Consider the following 18,019-nt stretch of genomic DNA (forward strand, 5'->3'; position numbering starts at 1 on the left):
GCTCCTTAAAAAGATTTTTTGGCCGGTTTTCAAAGCTTTTAAAAATTTTTAAGGTTTTAACAATTTTGTGTACTCATCTATTCCTGAGGAACTTGTATCCAAAACTTCATTTACCTTTGGACCTGATTCTCCCTTAATTAAATGAACACAAAGTTGAATCGATAATGACAACTGAGGGAGCTCCCCAAGAATAACTTCTCTCAGTAGACCGTTTAATCGGGTAAAGACTTCTATAGCACTTCCTGCATGTATAGTAGTTGCATTTCCCGTATGCCCCGTAGCCCATATTTTGATAAGCTCATTAGCTACATCTCCGTATCTAAGTTCCCCGAATATAATCCTTTCCATTGACCATCTCATAGCCAATCGAACTATCTCAATTACTTCACTGGATTTTCCGCAAGCATAGGTTACGTCTTTAGCATAAGGACACGATAGCTCGGGAGTATCTTCGATTATTAAAAATCTTTCCTCCGGAGTGTATTCTGCCATTTTTTTTAAAACGGCATTTAAAAATGTTGTTTTTCCTGAACCCGTTGCACCTCCTATAATTATATTTTGTCGGTTTTTTATAGACCGACATATTTTTTCATATTGTTCTTCACTCATCCTCCCACTTTCAACATAACTTTCAAGAGAATATATTTGTTCCGGTAACCGCCTTATTGTAAATTCGGGACGTTGAACCCATGGAGGTAAAATAGCCGTAAAACGGGCATTGTATAGAGGGATTACTCCTTCAAGTTTAGGTAATTCCTTCTGATTTATTTCAATACCTGACATTGCAGCTATAGCAAAAATAATTCTCATTCGCTGTTCTACCGAAATATTAACATCTACATATTTTGACCCCTTTCCTAAAGCTGATACTTTTACTTCTCCTGAACTTAAAACAAAAATATTTGTTACATCTTTTTGCTCTATATAAGGAATGAGAGGTTTTAAATCGTTTAAGAGATTTTTTTGATACCTTTCCTCTCTTTGCTTTTCTGTATCCATTAGTTTTTATCCTTTAAAGTATTTTCTTGCTCTATAAAATCGGATAGAAGCATTTGCAAAAAAGAAGGAGAATCTTTCATATTTTTTTTATATGCTTCAAACATGGCATTACGTCTTCGTACAGCATTTTTAGTTATGACAGCTTGCTCTTCTTTTGAATGAATAGAAATATCGGGAATACCTGCAAAAATAGTTGCAAGAGCAAAGTGAAAATAATTAAAAAAAGCTTCAATCTTTTTATCTATATATCCTATTCTTCTTTTGCTATCATTTAATGAAGCATAAACCAACTCCTTATCATTTATTCCTTGTGTTAAGTAAAGAAAAAGGGCATCATTTATAACTTCCGACTTTGTTTTATTTTCCGATTTTAAAGCTTCTTCAAGTAAAGAATTTAGCTCCTCTGAAGTTCTAAAGGACACTTTTACAGATTTTATGCCATCATATTGCTTAGAAGACTTGTGCATCTGTTACTTCCTCCAGTTTGTTTTTAATATCTATTTCATTTTGAAATTCAAGACTTATTTCTTCTTCGGTTTCCATTTCTTGTAATCGTTGCAATAGGACAGTAAAATCAGGATCAGGCGGATCCGAAAAATGAACTTCATCCTCATCAGGCTGTGGCTCCAAATAATTTAAAAACTCAGCTTTTTCTTTTTTTTCTTCTAAAATTCTTTTTTCTTCCTGTTTTTGAATTCTTTGTTTTTTTAGGTTATCAATATAATTGTTCTCTTTTTCTATTAGATCTATTGTTTTATTAGAAGGAAGAGTTTGACATTCAAGTAATAGTTCTTCTCGTTTTATGGGAACGGGAAGACTTACCCTACCTTTAAAACGCTCATCATCGTAATAAACGACTTTAGAGCCTATATAAGGCGGCATGCCGTGATTCATAATTAAGCACTGATTTAATGGAAGTTTCATAAGCTCATCAGGATTTATTAAATCCCTTGCTATTTCTTGACTTGATAGATTTAAGTTATCTAAGCTGATACTAAATTTTCTTCCGCTTGTGGATACGTTATCGTGTATCACGGATTCTTTTCCTATAGCTTCAGAAAACATTTTTGCATCCTCAATTTTTGCAGGTTGAAATATAATAAGATTTTTACAATGATCAAGGAAGGGATGATTTTGACCATATATATCTATAATTTGATTTAAAGCTTGACATACTATTAAGAATGTAACTCCATATCCCGCCAATATTCCCATAACTTTTGCGATAAATGGGAAGTGTCCTAATATAGGGAATTCGTCAAGGAAAAATACCAAGTGATTCTTTAATTTTATTTCTCCGAATTGAGTTTCACCTTCTGAGAATTTTCTAAGCATGAAGTTTATTAAAAGTCTAAAAACCGGAGAAACTCGGTCAATATGAGCAAAAGGAACTGTTAGATATAAAGAAATAGGATATTTTGAATCTATAAAATCTTTAATTTTAAAATCCGATGAACTTGTAGCATTTGCAATTAAAGGATCTTCAAAGAGTTGCAGCTTTGAAAAAACTGTCGAAAGAACACTTGCTCTTTCTTTAGGGTTAGTAGTCAACCTTGAAGCCATCGCAGTAATTCTTTCATTCATATCTTCATCGCCGTGATCGGTACTGATCATTTCTTTAATCAAAGCAAGACCTTCACCACCTTCATCATCTTGCTCTGATGAAGTAGCTGCAATACTCATTACCCTTAACACTCTAGTAAGATTTTTTTCTTTATATTGAGGAGAAAATTTAATATGAAGAATAACGGCTGTAGTGATGTCTTTTGCAGTGTTATTAAAAAATTCCGATGCTTGATCTGCCTTGGCTTCGGATGTATAAAGAATATCGGCTATCTGATTTGCATCGGCATAAGCAAAATCCCCCTCTCTGATTTCATCCATAGGATTAATCTTTATTGTATCTCTTGAAAGAGGAGAAAATTTTAATACATGTGAAAACTTCTTTCTAAAACCAGCCGTAATACTCCAGTTTTCGCCCTTTGGATCAAAAATAATTGCGGAACCGGGATAACTTAATAAAGACGGAACAATTACTGATACACCTTTACCTGAACGAGTCGGTGCTATAAGAAGGGTATTTGTTTTACCGGAATGACACACAAAATCACTTGAATGTAGCGTATTTAATTTGATAGAACCATCTTGAGTAATTTCCGCCCTTACATCAGCTTCTGCAAGCTGCCCTAAAATCATTCCTTTGGACTGTAAAAGACCGAATTTTTTTAAGTCTTTTTTGTTTGCCCATCTTGCAGTACCATACAATTTTTGAAGTCTTTGTAAGTAATTACGTAAAAGACTAAAAAATAGCAATGAAGACAAGGCTAATATAACACCAATAAGACCGGGTTTTAATGAAGCATAAAAGTAAGGTCCAAATCCGGGTTTAAATGCATATTTTAGAAATGATAGAATATATAAACCGGGATGATAGATACGGTAATTATTAAAGCTTTTTAAAATTAAAATAGGATATCCTACAATACGTGGATCAAAATTCATAAGCCGTGCAAAAAGTTGTGCCGATAGCCAAAAACCTATAAATAAAGAAAAGATAGGAAAAAGCCAATTGAAAAGGTCTAAAATATAATGTTGGGATATGCGGTTAGGTTTGCCTCGTAAAAATTCATTCTTTTTCCAAAACTTCTCCTTTTAGATTTATCGTTGCTTTCTAGATAGAACCATCTTGAGCAATTTCGGCCTCTACATCAGCATCTACAAGCTGGCCCGCAAACATCATTTTGATCTGTAAAAGACCGAACTTTTCTAAATCCTTTTTGTTTGCCCATCTTGCAGTTCCATACAATTTTTGAAGTCTTTGTAAGTAATTACGTAAAAGACTAAAAAATAATAATGAAGACAAGGCTAATATAACACCAATAAGACCGGGTTTTAATGAAGCATAAAAGTAATGGCCAAATCCGGGCTTAAATGCATATTTTAGAAATGATAGAATATATAAATCGGGATGATAGATACGGTAATTATTAAAGCTTTTTAAAATTAAAATAGGGTATCCTACAATACGGGGATCAAAATTCATAAGACGTGCAAAAAGTTGCGCCGATAGCCAAAAACCTATAAATAAAGAAAAGATAGGAAAAAGCCAATTGAAAAGGTCTAAAATATAATGTTGAGATATGCGGTTAGGTTTGCCTCGTAAAAATTCATTCTTTTTCCAAAACTTCTCCTTTTAGATTTATCGTTGCTTTCTAAAAAGAGTATACTCAAGTTTAATCTTATTGTCAATATTGTATATAATATATTTTAATTATTCTCGTACTTTCAGCTCTATATTTTTTAAAGATATATTTGATGTTTTATCTTTGTTATCAACAATATCTACTTTTTTATTTAATAAATTTATATCTATTTTTTTATACATTGGTAAATATAGTATTTCATTATCGGTTTCAATAACCGCTGCATTATTCCAAACGTTTTCGTCATTCATATTATAAATTTTAAGAACCGTACCATTTTGAATATTTTTATCGGTCTCCTTATATAATTTAAATTTTTTATTTTTAAAAGAGTAAATATTTTTTGCTTCCAAAAATGTATTAAACCTACCTGCAGCTTCAAGGCTTTCAAACCAATCTTCTTGAAGTAAATAATTTTTTTTATCCTTCTTTGCAAGTCCTAAAGAGATTAAATAATCAAGTCTTTTTCTTACATTTTCATCAAAAGTTTTTATTTTTTTTGTAAAAATAACATCAGTATAATTTTTATTTACTTGGCCATTGATAACCTTATCTAATCTCGTAATTCTGTTTTTTGTATATTCTTTATTTCGGTAATTTATTATCTCTTCTTCTGTTCGATCTCCAACCATTTTGGTACACAAATTTTGGGCCATCTCTCTTAAAGTACCTTTAATTAAAGCTTTATCAATCTTATTTATGTATCTACCATTTTTATCTTTACCGTTGATCAATAAATGCACATGCTTATGAGCTGTATCATTATGTTGAACTGCAACCCAATATAAGTCGCTATCCATAACGCTATTCATTTGTTTAACCAAAGTTTCGGTTAAAACCTTTAAATCCACATCTTGATTATCGGGAGAAATTATAAATTTAAAGTGTTTATCCGTCATATTTTTTTCATAGTCTTCAATGTCATCTCCAAAAAAAATAGGTTTTTCTTTTACATCTTCTTTGTTTTTTTGAGGCATATACGTTTTTAAAAATTCTCTGTGATTTGTTTTTTTTGTGCCATGCCTAAATTTTATTACACAAAGTTGTTTGTATGGATTTGTTCCCTCTGATTTTCTCTTGCTTGAAAAGCCTCCTCTTAAATAATTAGCCTCACTTGAGGCTAATTTATTTTTTCTGTAAGCCGTCTTTTTTAAAGCTCTAAGAAGGAGCTTCATATCATTTTTTGATTTTTTTACAAATTTGATTTTAAAAGGATCTTCATCTTTTTTATTGTGTTTATCATTAAAAATATTATTTTTATAAGAAATCATTTTAATATTCCTCAACTCTTAAATAAAATGTATTTGTCTTACATAAAACATTGCAACATCTTGGATACTTTCAGTTTTCTTGTCATACAATTATTTACTATGTCCGACAAAAAACATACCAAGATATTGGTATGTTTCGCTATAATGTCCGACTTTTCTTTATCTTGCCTTTCGGACATAGGTATATAATAACATTATATAGTCTTATTGTCAATTATTGACATTATAATTATTTATTGTTAGAATAATTTTATGAATTCTTTAATACTTTGTGAAAAACCATCGGTCGCAAAATCTTTTGCTTCAGCTTTATCGGTTCCGTGGAATAACGGCTTTTATGCAAACCATGAGTATATAATTACTAATTGTGTAGGGCATCTATTTGAACTTTTTATGCCCGAAGATTATAATGAGAATTTAAAAAAATGGACGCTTGAAACTCTTCCTATAATCCCCGATTCTTTTAAATATAAAAAAAATAACAACACCAAAGATCAGGCAAATCTTGTTTTAAAACTTTTAAAAGAAAATAAAACGGCTAAAATTATAATAGCAACTGATGCCGGTCGTGAAGGAGAACTTATAGCCCGTATTACTCTTTTACAGGCAGGATTTACCTCTATCGACAATATATATCGATTTTGGGAGTCTGCGGCATTAACTCCTGAAGTTATTACTCTCGGCTTAAAAAATGCAAAGCCTCTTAAAGATTATAATGTTTTAGGTAATCAAGGCTATGCAAGGCAACAAGCTGACTGGCTTATAGGTATCAATTTTTCAAGACTTATATCTGTTCTTTCAAATACTCTTCTTCCGGTAGGCCGGGTTCAGACTGCCGTTTTAAATGAGATTTATAAACGAGAACTTGAAATTAAAAATTTCATTCCTAAAGAGTTTTTTGAATATGTAGCAGAATTAGCCTCAAGTGAGGCTAATTTAAAAGCAAAAAAATATGTTATAGAAAATGAAAAGCTTTCTACTCATTTTTTTAAAAACGATATTGATTTATCAGGTTGTATCGGTAAAAAAGCACAAATTAAAAATATCGAAAGCAATCAAAAAAAGGAAAATCCGGAAAAACTTTTTAATCTTACGGCACTTCAAAAAGAAGCTTTTAAATGTTTTGGTATATCCCCCGACAAAACTTTAAACATTGCTCAAAAACTTTATGAAGAATATAAATGTTTATCATATCCTAGAACGCCAAGCCGTGTATTAAGCGAATCAAATGTTGATTTTGCAAAAGAAATTTACGAAAAACTAAAACAGGTAAGACTTGACTATACTAAAAATATTGATCTATCTTTATTTGAAAAATCTAACACACATGTATTCGATGATACAAAACTTGAAGACCATCACGCTTTAGTCCCCCTTACCGATATACCTCATTCAGCATCAGAAATAGAAAAAGGAGTCTTTGAGATTATTGTTAAACAGTTTTTTGCCGTTTTTTCAAAACCTTATATTTATGAAAGTAAGACGGTATACTTTAATATCGCAGGACATGATTTTATAGCACGAGGAAAAAAGATTATTCAGAAAGGTTGGAAAGAATTAGCCTCAAGTGAGGCTAATTTAGAAGAAGATGAAAACTCTTTTGAAAATGTAAATTTTGAAAATCTTATATGTAAAGATGTACAAAAAGTAAAAAAACTTACAAAACCTAAAGCTCCTTATAAATTTGACTCGTTACTTGCTTTTATGGAAAATCCTAAAAATGAAAGTGAAAATAAAAAACTTATAGGTCTTGGAACGGAAGCAACTAGGGGTGAAATAATTAAAAGTCTTATCGATAGGGATTATATCAAAGAAGTTAAAAAAAATCTTACAGTGCAATCAAAAGGTATTTTTTTGATAGAGCAGATAAATAAAAATACCGATCTTTTGCCTCTTATAGATATATCGCAGACTACTCAATGGGAAGAAAAGATGATGGATAATCCGGGTGTTTTCTTAAAGTCAATTAAAGATTTTGTATTTAATGTGTGTAAAAATAAAAAAAATATTGACTCCTTTAAAAAAGAAATGATAGGAAAATGTCCTTCTTGCGGTAAAGATATTTTAGAAGGTAAAAAAAATTATTATTGCTCAGGATATAAAGAGGGCTGTAAATTCATGCTTTGGAAAGATATTACAGGTGCAAAACTTTCAGTAAAAGATGTTAAAGCTTTACTTGTAGGAAAAAACACGGATATTAAAACTTGTAAAAATAAGGACGGTAAGTCTTTCAAATGTAGTTTCGCTTTAGATACAGAAAATAAAATTAAATTTATATTTGAGAAAAAGAGGGGTATATGATGAATTTATTATTCGGTATTTTAAATTTTTTTTTAGTTTTACTAATTGGCTTGTTTACAGCTTCTGCTGTTTTTCTTTCATTTGAAAAAAATAAGAAAAATAGTTAAAATTAGCCTCACTTGAGGCTAATTTATTTTAAATTATATAAATAAATATCTGTCTTTTCCCGATAAACTTTTTATGAAGAGAAATGAAAAATCTATTTTTGCAAAAGATTTAAATAATCGTCTTACAATTATCGGACAGTTCTTAACAAGGGAAATTACAGCAGAATATGCAGCCAAAAGACTCCAATTATCTGAATCGTACATTTATAATTTGGCACATAAGGCAAGAAAAGAAGGCGTAAATTCTTTGCTTACATTGAAAAAGAGGGGTAAACCGCCTAAAAAATTTAGTGATGAATTTAAAATTCAAATTGTGAAAATGTTTACAGAATACGAAGTTTTGTGTGAAAAAAGAAGAATTAAACCCTGTTCTTTTGTTATGTTTAGAAAAGCTATTAAAGAAGCATACGAAATATCAATATCATATAGCTCCGCTTATAATATTTTAAAACAAAACGGAAAGAAAACGCCTTATGCTCATCGTTCTAAAGAAAAGAAAAAAATGCATGAATATAGAGAAAGACGAAAACATGAAGGTGATCTGTGGCTTACCGATGGAAGCCCCTTTAACTGGCTAGGCGGTGATGAAGAACTGACCATTCATATTTTGCAAGATGACGCAACAGGAAAACTATTAGGACTTTTTATGACTAAAAATGAGTGTTTTTTTGGTTACTCGGAAGTCTTTAAACAGGGAATAAAAAGATATGGTTTACCTGAAGAACTTGCTTCTGATAGAGCAAGCGTATTTTTTAACAGCAAAAGACAAAAGGATAATTTAAGCATTGAAGATCAGCTATCAGGTATCACTGAAAAAAAGACTCAAATGGGAGAAATTTTAGAAAATCAATTAGGAATTAAAATGCTCCCTTGCTTTTCGCCTGAATCAAAAGGCCGGGTAGAAAGGGCTGGCGGAACTCTTCAAAGAAGGCTGCCTTTTCTTTTTATGCAAAACGGTATTAATGATATAGACAGCGCCAATAAGTTTTTGGAAAAATATGTTGATGAGTATAATAAAGAATTCGCAGTTGAACCTAAAGAAGAAAAAAAATCTTACATTCCCATATCAAAAAAAGACAATTTAACAGAGCTTTTCTCTATCAAACACCATAGAAAAACCGATGCTGCCGGCGTTTTTTCTTCTCATAATTATAAATTTAAAGTTTTAGGTAAATATACAGATGTAAGATTACGCTATGTAGAAATTTACTTAAATGCTGAATGGGGTATGAAAGTAAAAATTAACGATAAATTCTATGATGTTGAACTTGAACAACTCGATAAAAATAAAAAAGCATTAGGTAAAGATAGATTATCTATCCCTATAGTTTGGAAGGATTTATTTAATAAGTATCTTTTCCTAGATGCAAAAGAAGAAAGCGTTTATCACTTAGTAGGTTAAAATTTTAATTTTCAAAGACATTACAATCTCTTTTTAGCCTATTTTTTAAAGGCTTAGGGTGAACCATATCCTTTTACCCTAAAAATATCACAAAATGCTCTATCTTTAGGGTGTTTTAAGATTTTTTTTCCTTTTTATGTGTGTAAATCCTGATATTTTTATAAAAAGTATGGACAAAACATCAAAATAATGCTAAAATTAAAAAAAATTAATTATTTTTTACAGAAAGTATTGACATAGAAAATTCGTATTTTTTATGATTTTATCAAATTTTGTTTTAAGCACTGCTATTTGCTCTGCTTAAAGTAAACATCCGCTTCCGTTACGACAAGGTCTACAGGTTGGTCAAATTCTCCCATTGGGATTGAGTCTAAAATTTGCCCCGAAAAACAAAGACCCGCAAGGTAGACTTCTTCCTTTTTTATGCTTTTAAAAAGCTTTTCAAAGAACCGATCATAAAAACCTCCTCCTCGGCCCATTCTTTCTCCGTTTTTTGAAAATGCCCTTCCGGGGACTAAAATTAAAAGAGGAAACTCTAAGGTACATATGTCTTTATCTTTTTCTTCTTGCGGAAATAGGGTTAAAGCATTTTTTGCAGGCTCCATTATTCCATATACTCCGAGTTCCAGAGGTTCTATTTTTCCGTTTTTAAATTCAATTTTCTTAAAGAGGAGATCCTTTCCTTGTACAAGGGGAAGGGCTATAGTCTTTTTATCTTCCTCTGCTTGCCTTAAAAGCCCTAAAGTAGGAAATTCCCCGCTTATCGGGTTATAAGCAAAAATTGTTTTAGAAGCAACGTAAGCAGGGATTTTGTTTAAAAACAGCTTACAATAATCTTTTGAATTTTGTAATTCTTCTTCTTGTTTTATTTTGCTTATAGTTTTAGCATCTTTAAAGTAATCTTTTATAAGTCTGCGGATTTCCGCTTTTTTTTCGTTAAGCATTTATTTTTTCCTTTAGGTTATTTTCATAGCTTTTTTTGCAAGCCGATATTCGAAAAATGCCGGATTTTCAATCGAAAGCAGCTCAAGATAACATTTATCGGCAAGGCTATGTTTTTTTGTTATTGAATAGAATTCTCCAAGATAAAAAAACATTCTTCCCTTTTTTACAAGATCTTTTTCTGCCGATACTTTATTTAATAGCTCGCTGTCTCCTGCAAAATCTATAAAGAGACGGCATAAAAAGTATTCGTTTTCTTTTTCTGTCCGGTTTATGGTTTTTATATAGTTTTGCATAAATTTTTTTGCATCCTGATTTTTGTTTTGTTTATATAGGCTTATTGTATATAAAAGGGCATATTGATAAGAAGCCGGAGCCTTATTTAAGGCTTTTAAAAACGCCGTGCCTGCATTTACCCAGTCTCCTTTTTCCCAGAACAAGATTCCGGCTCCTTCCAGAGCAAAGTAATAGGGCGGATAAAGATTGCACACGGTTATATAGTCCTTTAGGGCTTCTTCTTTATAACCTAACTCGTCATTTAATCCGGCTCGGTAAATATAGGCTATGTAGGAGTCCGGGGTAAGCTCTATTATCTTAGAGTAAGCTTTTCTTGCTTCTTCTTTTCGGCCTATTGTAGAATTGTATGAGCCTATATCCATCCAATGGCTCGTATTGGCCGGTTCAATTTCTGCTGCCCTTTTTACATCTTTTAAAGCCTCATACATCCTGTTTGTTTCGGATTTTACCCGTGCAAGCTCTGCGAGGGCAATGCTGTTATCCGGTTCAAGCTCCAATGCTGCCGTTAAATTCGATTCAGCCTGATCAAGTTTATTTTCAAGGTAATTTATACGGCCTAGACCTATAAGAGCCTCAGTACATTTCGGATCTGCTTTGTAGGCCTCTATAAATTTTCTTCTTGCATCGTTATATTTTTTAACCGAGTAAAAATCCATTCCCTGTGCTGTTAAAGCTCTCGAATCTTTAGGATTTATGGCCAATATTTTTTTTAAATATTGATCTCTCTTTTTAAGATTGTTTTCAGCTTGGGCAAGCATAACTTGAGCATAAAGGATGTCGGTATTATTAGGGTAAGTTTTGCTTAGTTCTTCGGCAAAACTCTCCGCTTCTTTTGCTTTTCCCATCGAAGTAAGGATGGACAGCTTTAAATATTGTATTTTAAAATCATCGGTTATCTCCGAATCCGATTCATCTATCAGTTTTATAATACCCTCAAAATCTTGATTGTTTAAGAGTTTTGTAATCTTATCGGTAAATTCTTCCCGTGGGCTTTTTTTTGTTTGTTCAATTGCAGGTTCTTTAACAGCCTCTTCAGTTGTTTTACACGAAAAAAATAGCATAAATACAATAAAAAAGCCAAAATAGATTAGAATTTGTTTGGTTATTTTCATAATAACTCCTTGTAAGTATTGCAATTATTCTTTAGTTTATATAAACTATAACATTATGAAACGCAAATCAAGTAGGGTAATTGCACTAAGTTTATTATATATATTAATTATTTTCGGCATTTTTGTTATTCAGTTTACCATAGGAAAGACTTTTTATTATACAATAGGAGCTATGTCCGTTTCGGGACGGGATGAGGTTGATGAAAAAGGGAATGTTATGCCTCTTTTACCGCTTCATATAGTTTCGAACGGACTCGATTTTTATATTACTGACCAAAGTCCGATTATTGCAAAGACAAATGATAATAAAGAGCTTGCATTAAAGGTTTTAGAATATAAAAAGACAGATGATTCTTTTAGTATAGTATGCTCAAATAATGTTTTAATAGATTTTACTTCGTATACTTCAGAAACTGCGGATACTGTAAAAATTGCTGCCTCTTTTCCTTTTGAGATAGATACCGTATATTTTCCTTGGAAGTTGACTCAGTCAGCCCGTCTTGAGCGTCAAGATGAACAGATATTTTTAAGATACGGAAAAGACCGTTTTATTTTTAGAGGCGGTTACGGGTTCGGTAATACCGATGATTCATCGGAATTGCCCCATCTAATCCTTTCCAGTTCGCAGCGGACCGCTTTTTATGAGACCTATGTTCAATCACAAAGTTTGGAATTTGACATGATTCCCCGTATTCCCATTGCAAGTGATGAATACTATAACCAAGTAAAACAATCTTTTAGAGAAAAAGCTTTAAGTTATTTTTCAAATAATATTGCAGCAAAAAATTATAACGAAGATACATTAACCGCATATATTGCAGAAAAAGCTTTTAGGGGCGAGTATTCTCAAGCTTTGACAACAGCTCCGGCCTCTCTTTTGCCGAAAGATAAAAGGACCTATAAGTCCTGTTCTTTTTATGATAACCTTGTTCAAAATGAAAAGAGTCTTGCCTCAGCCGATAAAAAGACCTTGACAGATATTGAGAACGGTATAGCAAAAGGAGTTTTATCTCCATTTCATAAAGAAGGCCTTATTCCTTTTTTAGTAAATAGCTCAAGGACAAATTTGATTCCGGCCTTGGAAAAAACAGCCTTAAACACTGCTCAAGAAGCATTAAACGCCTTTGATGCTGCCGGAATATTGGCTGCCGCAATGGATTATGCTCTTTATTTTCCAAATAGACAAAATATCTTTATGGAACAGTCTGAAAAGTGCGAAGCCGTTTTAAAGAATTCTTTATTTTCGATAGATGAAGGTTTATATCTTTCAGATGATGCAAAAACTATCAACACAGAAAAATCTTTGGATTCGGCCGCTGTTTTAATTCGCTACGGGACCGAATACCCTGAAAAAAGAACATGGAAGGCTGTAGGTCAAGCTCTATATTCATCCATCCTTTCCCTTGGAGGCGAGTCAGCGAGTCTTCCGGCTTCGTTTGACATTCAAGGAGATAAGGCAAAAAAATTGGGCCTCATGGCAAATGATGTCATGATCCTTCATGCCGAAAAATTATATTCTTCGGCAATAAAAGATAATTTTACCTATCCCCATGCCGAGTCCTTGGCTCTAAAAGCAGAAGCCGGTATTTGGGCTTGGACATCTGCAAAGGATGTTAATATTCTTAAAAATGATGCAAAAATATTAAGTTTTAGGTTTTCTTTTAAAGCCGGAGAAACCCATTATGTGATTTTGAGGGGTATAAGGCCCTTTTACCGAATTCAAATTCATGGCATAGATTTTAGAACCGATCCGCGCTTTGAAATTTACGATTCTTCAGGTTATGTATATGATGAGAGGAGCCGAACCCTCCTGCTTAAATTACGTCATAAAAAAGACGATGAAGAAATTGTACTGTTTTTAGGGCGTCCGCCTGCACCGGCACCTGTGCCCGTGCCTGTTTCCGTGCCTAATACGGAAAACGATACTGCTGCAAATTCCGAAGCAAATGCAGTAACTGAAGAAAATTCCGATTCCGCAGACGAATAATGATTAAAAAATCATAGGCTTTTTAAATTTTTTTTATAAATATCGGTAAAAAACTATCCTTTTTTATAAAAATGTGGTATACTATATTATGTTGTTGTTTGAGAATTTTAAGGAGATAAGGTGAATAAAAGAGATTTTCCGCGTGTTCATTTCTATGATCAAGATTTTGTAGACATTTATGATAGAACATGGGCCTTAGTACATGAATTTTGGCATTCAACTGGTGACGGTAAACAGAGTACGGAGGGATTTTTTATTTATCCTGAAGATGACGGTAATTTTTTAAATCAATATGAAACGATATTTTCATCTTTCTTTTTTGTTTATTCAAACAAAAATTATACGCCTAACTCTGCTTTGGACTTTTTTTACGAACGCCAGGAAGCAAACGGAGCTATACGAAACCGTTATAATTTTGATACAAAGGAACCCGTCATAAAAAGAGACAATCCTGAAGGTCTTGGAATGCCTCTATTTGCTTGGGCTGAATATAATATTTATCATAAAACAGGAAATAAGAAGAGAGTAAAGGATATTATGCCTGTTTTGACCAAGTACATGGACTGGATTGATAAGATGTTTAAAACCGATAACGGTTTATATAAAACACCGCTCGAAGCAGTTAATATGCCCAATACCCCTCGAAAAGAAGCTGCATTTTTAACCGATTTTAATTCGGCTCTGGCTATAAATGCTCTTTATATGTCAGCTTTGGGAGATATACTGAATGACAAAGAAATAGACTTCCAATACAAGAGAATGTATTTTACGATAAAGACCAGAATCAATTCTATGATGTGGAATGAAGAGGAGGGGTTTTATTATGACCTTGATGCTTCAGGAAACCAGATAAAGAAAAAGACTCTCGCCGGTTTTTGGCCCATGCTTGCCGAAATTCCTAACGAAGATAAGGCCGCTCTTTTGGTTGAACATTTATCAAACCCTAACACTTTCGGTGTTGATCATCCTTTTCCAAGCCTTGCCGCTAATGAGCCCGAATATGATGAGGCCGGAAACGGTGCCTGCGGCAGCGTTTTTCCTATTTTAAATTTTGTTGTTATAAAGGGACTTGAAAAATATAACCGTTGGGAATTAGCCCGTGAATGTGCTATAAGACATTTATACTACGTGCTTGAAACCCTTTCTCCCGCAGGAAACTCAAAAAAACAAGGCTTCTTATGGGAAGCTTATTCTCCGGTAAAGGAAGGGCCTGCACATTGGAAGGGAAAACCTGCTTTCCCTAGAAAACAGTACCTTTTAAGGGTCGGCCTTTCTACAATAAGTCTTATGATAGAAAATGTTATAGGTCTTTCGATAAGTCTCCCGCGTAAGACTGTCAACTGGACTGTTCCCAATCTTGAAGTCATGGGTATTGAAAACTTAAGCCTTAAAAGAAACCTAATCACTATTCTTTCGTCCAAGAGCCAGAGGGGATGGGAGATTCACATGGAAAGCGAAAAGCTCTATTATTTTACCATAAATATCCTAAACGAAAAGAAGAAGACCTTGCCGATTCCGTCGGGTAAGTGTTCAATGCTGATAGACAAACTTTAAAAAAGCCGGTTTAGTTAATTCCCTTAACTTTTTGAGTTTCTACAAGCTGCTTTAAAGCCTTAATATAGGCAGCCTTTCTCATGCTGACATTATAGGCTTCTTTTTCATCCCATACCAGCTTGAAGGCTTCAATCATCTTATCTTCAAGGCGCTTGTTGACTTCTTCTTCCGTCCAATAAAAGCTTTGCAGGTTTTGCACCCATTCAAAGTATGAAACGATTACGCCTCCTGAATTTGCAAGAACATCGGGCACAGTTATAATGTTATTTTTTTCGAGGATTTTATCGGCTTCAGGGGTAACGGGGCCGTTTGCAGCCTCGATGATTATGGAAGCCTTAATATTTGATGCATTTTTTTCGGTAATTTGATTTTCGAGGGCCGCCGGAATTAAAATATCGGCTTTAAGCTCCAATAGTTCTTCATTGGAGAGCCTTGTAAAATCTCCGGCAAAAGAATTGAGTTTTTTTCCTTCTTTTTTGTGTTTGAGTATTTGAGGAATATTTAAGCCTTTTTCATTGTATATTGCGCTGCTTGTATCGCTTATTGCAATTATCTTGGCTTCCTCTTTATAAAAAAGATCTGCAGTAACGCCGCCGACATTTCCAAGACCTTGAATAACTACACTTTGGTCTTTTAAGTTTTTATTAAGTTTCTTTAAAATTTCCCTTGTTGCAAAAAGAACTCCCCGGCCTGTGGCTTCTACTCGTCCTTTAGACCCGCCGAGAGGAAGCGGTTTTCCCGTAACAACTGCGGGGCTGAATTCTCCGGCATATTCACTGTAGCTGTCCGCTATCCAGGACATAACCTTTGCATTTGTTCCGACGTCCGGGGCAGGTATATCTATCTTAGGGCCTATAAAAGATGCAATCCGCCTTGTGTATCCTCTTGTCAGCTTTTCAAGTTCCGTTTCTGAAAGTTTTGAAGGGTCTACACAGATGCCTCCTTTTCCTCCCCCGTAGGGAATGTCGGCAACGGCACACTTAAAGGTCATCCATGCAGCAAGGGAGCGTACCTCATCGATGTTTACATCTTGGTGAAATCTTATACCTCCCTTTGCCGGGCCTCTTAATGTAGAATGCTGGACCCTGTATCCGCTAAAAACCTTGATTTTTCCGTTATCCATTTTTACGGGTATTGAAACATGCATCTCTCTTTCAGGGCTTAAAAGGGATATGTAATCGTCTTCTGCCAGATTAGCCGTATTTGCAGCTTCCGTTATAGTGCTTAAAAGTTTTTCGTATGTATTCGCCATAAAATCCTTCTTAAAAATAGTTTATGATGATTATACATTAAAAGCCGTATTTTTGAAAGTTATCAGGGAGAAAATTCGAATTTTGATTTAAATAAAGAAAAACGATTCCGGTCCGCAAAGGGATTTAGGTTTCCTCAAAATGTACACCCAAGGGTATCAATCGGATGTACTCAAGGCTAAACGAAGAAAACTTGACAAAATCTTCAAACAGCCCAAGGAGCAATAGAGGAAATAAATATGATTAACACGATAAATTTTGCTGCAACTCATGAGTCCAAGCAGAGTGCGGCACGGGCAAAACTTGCATTTTACCCTCATAGTCATTGGCAGGTCTTACGGCTCGGAGGTCATCATTGATTTTCGCCTTCCCGGAATAAACCAGTGGCATTTTGAAAACCAACTCTCTCACTTACGTCAGCCGGACTGCTCAGGACTTTCACCTGATTCCCTTTTCACTCCTTAGCTAAAAGGAGCACCAAGACCGAAACCGTTATTTAAACACAATTCTATACTTTTATAAAAAATAAGTCAAGATGTCAAAATCGGTACACCAATCCAATCGAGATTCAACACTCTGACAATTGAAAAATCTACTGTTCTATGATATACTTGATTTGTAAGGGGGATTGAGAGTTAATTGGTAGTGGATAATTTGTAATTTCATTACCAATTAAAAAGAGGTGTGATATGAGTACTTCAAACAGAAAATACAAGGATTCGGTTTTTGTTGATTTGTTCAGTGAAGATGAAAAGGCGAAAGAGAATTTTTTGTCTCTTTATAATGCATTACACGGCACCAAACTTACGGCTACAGCACAGCTGAAAAATGTAAGGCTTGATCAGGTACTTTATATGACATTCTATAATGATGTGTCATATCTTATTGATAACAAAATCATAGTGCTGGTAGAGCATCAATCCACTATAAACCCAAATATGCCTTTACGTTGCCTTGAATACATAAGCCGCCTTTATGAAACTCTATTTGAATCAAAAGAAAAATACAGCCGTAAACTCTTAAACATTCCGACGCCCGAATTTTATGTATTTTATAATGGGGATGAAACCTATCCTTCCGATAAAACATTAAAACTATCAGATGCTTTTATAGAAAAGGCGGTAAAACCTAATCTTGAGTTGACCGTTAAGATAATAAACATAAATCAGCAAAATCGCCATCCCTTGCTTAAAAACTGCAAAACGATGTATGAGTACACAATATTTGTAGAAACGGTACGAAGATGGAAAAAAACAGATCCTCAAAACGGTTTTCAAAAAGCGATTGAAGAATGTATAGCAAATGATATATTGCGTGATTATTTAAAACGCAAGACTAAGGAGGTATTGAATATGTTACTAGCCGAATATGATTATGAAACAGATATAGCTGTGCAGCGTGCTGAAGAACGGGAAATAGCCTTTGCTGAGGGAATATCTCAGGGCGTTTACCAAAATAAACTGGAAACTGCTAAAAATTTAGCTGAAATGGGGTTTGCCGTAGAAGCAATCACAAAAGCTACAGGTTTAAGCTGTGAAGAAATCGAAAAACTATAAATTAATAATAAAATCTGCATAGTGGTATTAAGGAGGCG

The 18,019-nt window shown here is 33.6% G+C and carries 13 protein-coding genes and 1 riboswitch; of the genes, 5 read left to right on the forward strand and 8 right to left on the reverse strand.

The window, feature by feature from the left end:
* Positions 1-48: 48 nt before the first annotated feature.
* The 5 genes from E4N78_RS04480 to E4N78_RS04500 form a co-directional block, all read right to left on the reverse strand.
* Entirely contained in the window at positions 49-999 is a 951-nt protein-coding gene (locus tag E4N78_RS04480; RefSeq protein WP_255811856.1) for an ATPase, T2SS/T4P/T4SS family, read from the reverse strand.
* Positions 999-1,466 (reverse strand): hypothetical protein, encoded by a 468-nt coding sequence (locus E4N78_RS04485; protein WP_255811857.1) that lies wholly within the window; start codon positions 1,464-1,466, stop codon positions 999-1,001. The genes E4N78_RS04480 and E4N78_RS04485 overlap by 1 nt, the downstream gene beginning before the upstream one ends.
* The gene (locus E4N78_RS04490) at positions 1,450-3,501 is read right to left on the reverse strand and encodes a type IV secretory system conjugative DNA transfer family protein (RefSeq protein ID WP_255811858.1); all 2,052 of its coding nucleotides are present in this window, start codon (positions 3,499-3,501) and stop codon (positions 1,450-1,452) included. The genes E4N78_RS04485 and E4N78_RS04490 overlap by 17 nt, the downstream gene beginning before the upstream one ends.
* 169 nt (positions 3,502-3,670) lie before the next feature.
* Positions 3,671-4,042 carry a hypothetical protein gene (locus E4N78_RS04495; RefSeq protein WP_255811859.1) on the reverse strand — a complete coding sequence of 124 codons (372 nt, stop codon included), beginning with the start codon at positions 4,040-4,042 and terminating at the stop codon, positions 3,671-3,673.
* 228 nt (positions 4,043-4,270) lie between these two features.
* On the reverse strand, positions 4,271-5,473 hold the full coding sequence (locus tag E4N78_RS04500) for a relaxase/mobilization nuclease domain-containing protein (RefSeq protein ID WP_255811860.1): 1,203 nt from the start codon (positions 5,471-5,473) through the stop codon (positions 4,271-4,273).
* Between the two features lie 252 nt (positions 5,474-5,725).
* On the opposite strand from E4N78_RS04500, the gene E4N78_RS04505 reads away from it, so the two are divergent.
* The gene (locus tag E4N78_RS04505; RefSeq protein ID WP_255811861.1) at positions 5,726-7,774 is read left to right on the forward strand and encodes a type IA DNA topoisomerase; all 2,049 of its coding nucleotides are present in this window, start codon (positions 5,726-5,728) and stop codon (positions 7,772-7,774) included.
* A 180-nt stretch (positions 7,775-7,954) separates the two neighbouring features.
* Positions 7,955-9,283: an ISNCY family transposase gene (locus E4N78_RS04510; RefSeq protein WP_255811862.1), complete on the forward strand. Its 1,329-nt coding sequence runs from the start codon at positions 7,955-7,957 to the stop codon at positions 9,281-9,283.
* Positions 9,284-9,570: 287 nt separating this feature from the next.
* On the opposite strand, the gene E4N78_RS04515 is transcribed toward E4N78_RS04510, so the two are convergent.
* Entirely contained in the window at positions 9,571-10,227 is a 657-nt protein-coding gene (locus E4N78_RS04515) for a 5-formyltetrahydrofolate cyclo-ligase (protein ID WP_255811863.1), read from the reverse strand.
* A 12-nt stretch (positions 10,228-10,239) separates the two neighbouring features.
* Positions 10,240-11,634 carry a tetratricopeptide repeat protein gene (locus tag E4N78_RS04520; protein WP_255811864.1) on the reverse strand — a complete coding sequence of 465 codons (1,395 nt, stop codon included), beginning with the start codon at positions 11,632-11,634 and terminating at the stop codon, positions 10,240-10,242.
* Positions 11,635-11,689: 55 nt separating this feature from the next.
* Between E4N78_RS04520 and E4N78_RS04525 the strand changes: the two genes are divergently transcribed.
* Together E4N78_RS04525 and E4N78_RS04530 are read left to right on the forward strand one after the other, a co-directional pair.
* Entirely contained in the window at positions 11,690-13,621 is a 1,932-nt protein-coding gene (locus tag E4N78_RS04525; protein ID WP_255811865.1) for a hypothetical protein, read from the forward strand.
* Positions 13,622-13,741: 120 nt separating this feature from the next.
* Entirely contained in the window at positions 13,742-15,175 is a 1,434-nt protein-coding gene (locus E4N78_RS04530) for an MGH1-like glycoside hydrolase domain-containing protein (RefSeq protein ID WP_255811866.1), read from the forward strand.
* 10 nt (positions 15,176-15,185) lie between these two features.
* Here E4N78_RS04530 and E4N78_RS04535 read toward each other — a convergent pair whose 3' ends face one another.
* Entirely contained in the window at positions 15,186-16,427 is a 1,242-nt protein-coding gene (locus tag E4N78_RS04535; protein ID WP_255811867.1) for a Glu/Leu/Phe/Val family dehydrogenase, read from the reverse strand.
* A gap of 308 nt (positions 16,428-16,735) precedes the next feature.
* A riboswitch (cobalamin riboswitch) is annotated at positions 16,736-16,922 on the reverse strand.
* 192 nt (positions 16,923-17,114) lie between these two features.
* On the opposite strand from E4N78_RS04535, the gene E4N78_RS04540 reads away from it, so the two are divergent.
* The gene (locus E4N78_RS04540; protein WP_255811868.1) at positions 17,115-17,981 is read left to right on the forward strand and encodes an Rpn family recombination-promoting nuclease/putative transposase; all 867 of its coding nucleotides are present in this window, start codon (positions 17,115-17,117) and stop codon (positions 17,979-17,981) included.
* Positions 17,982-18,019: the final 38 nt, after the last annotated feature.

This window comes from Treponema denticola (genome assembly GCF_024400535.1).
GTDB lineage: Bacteria > Spirochaetota > Spirochaetia > Treponematales > Treponemataceae > Treponema_B > Treponema_B denticola_C.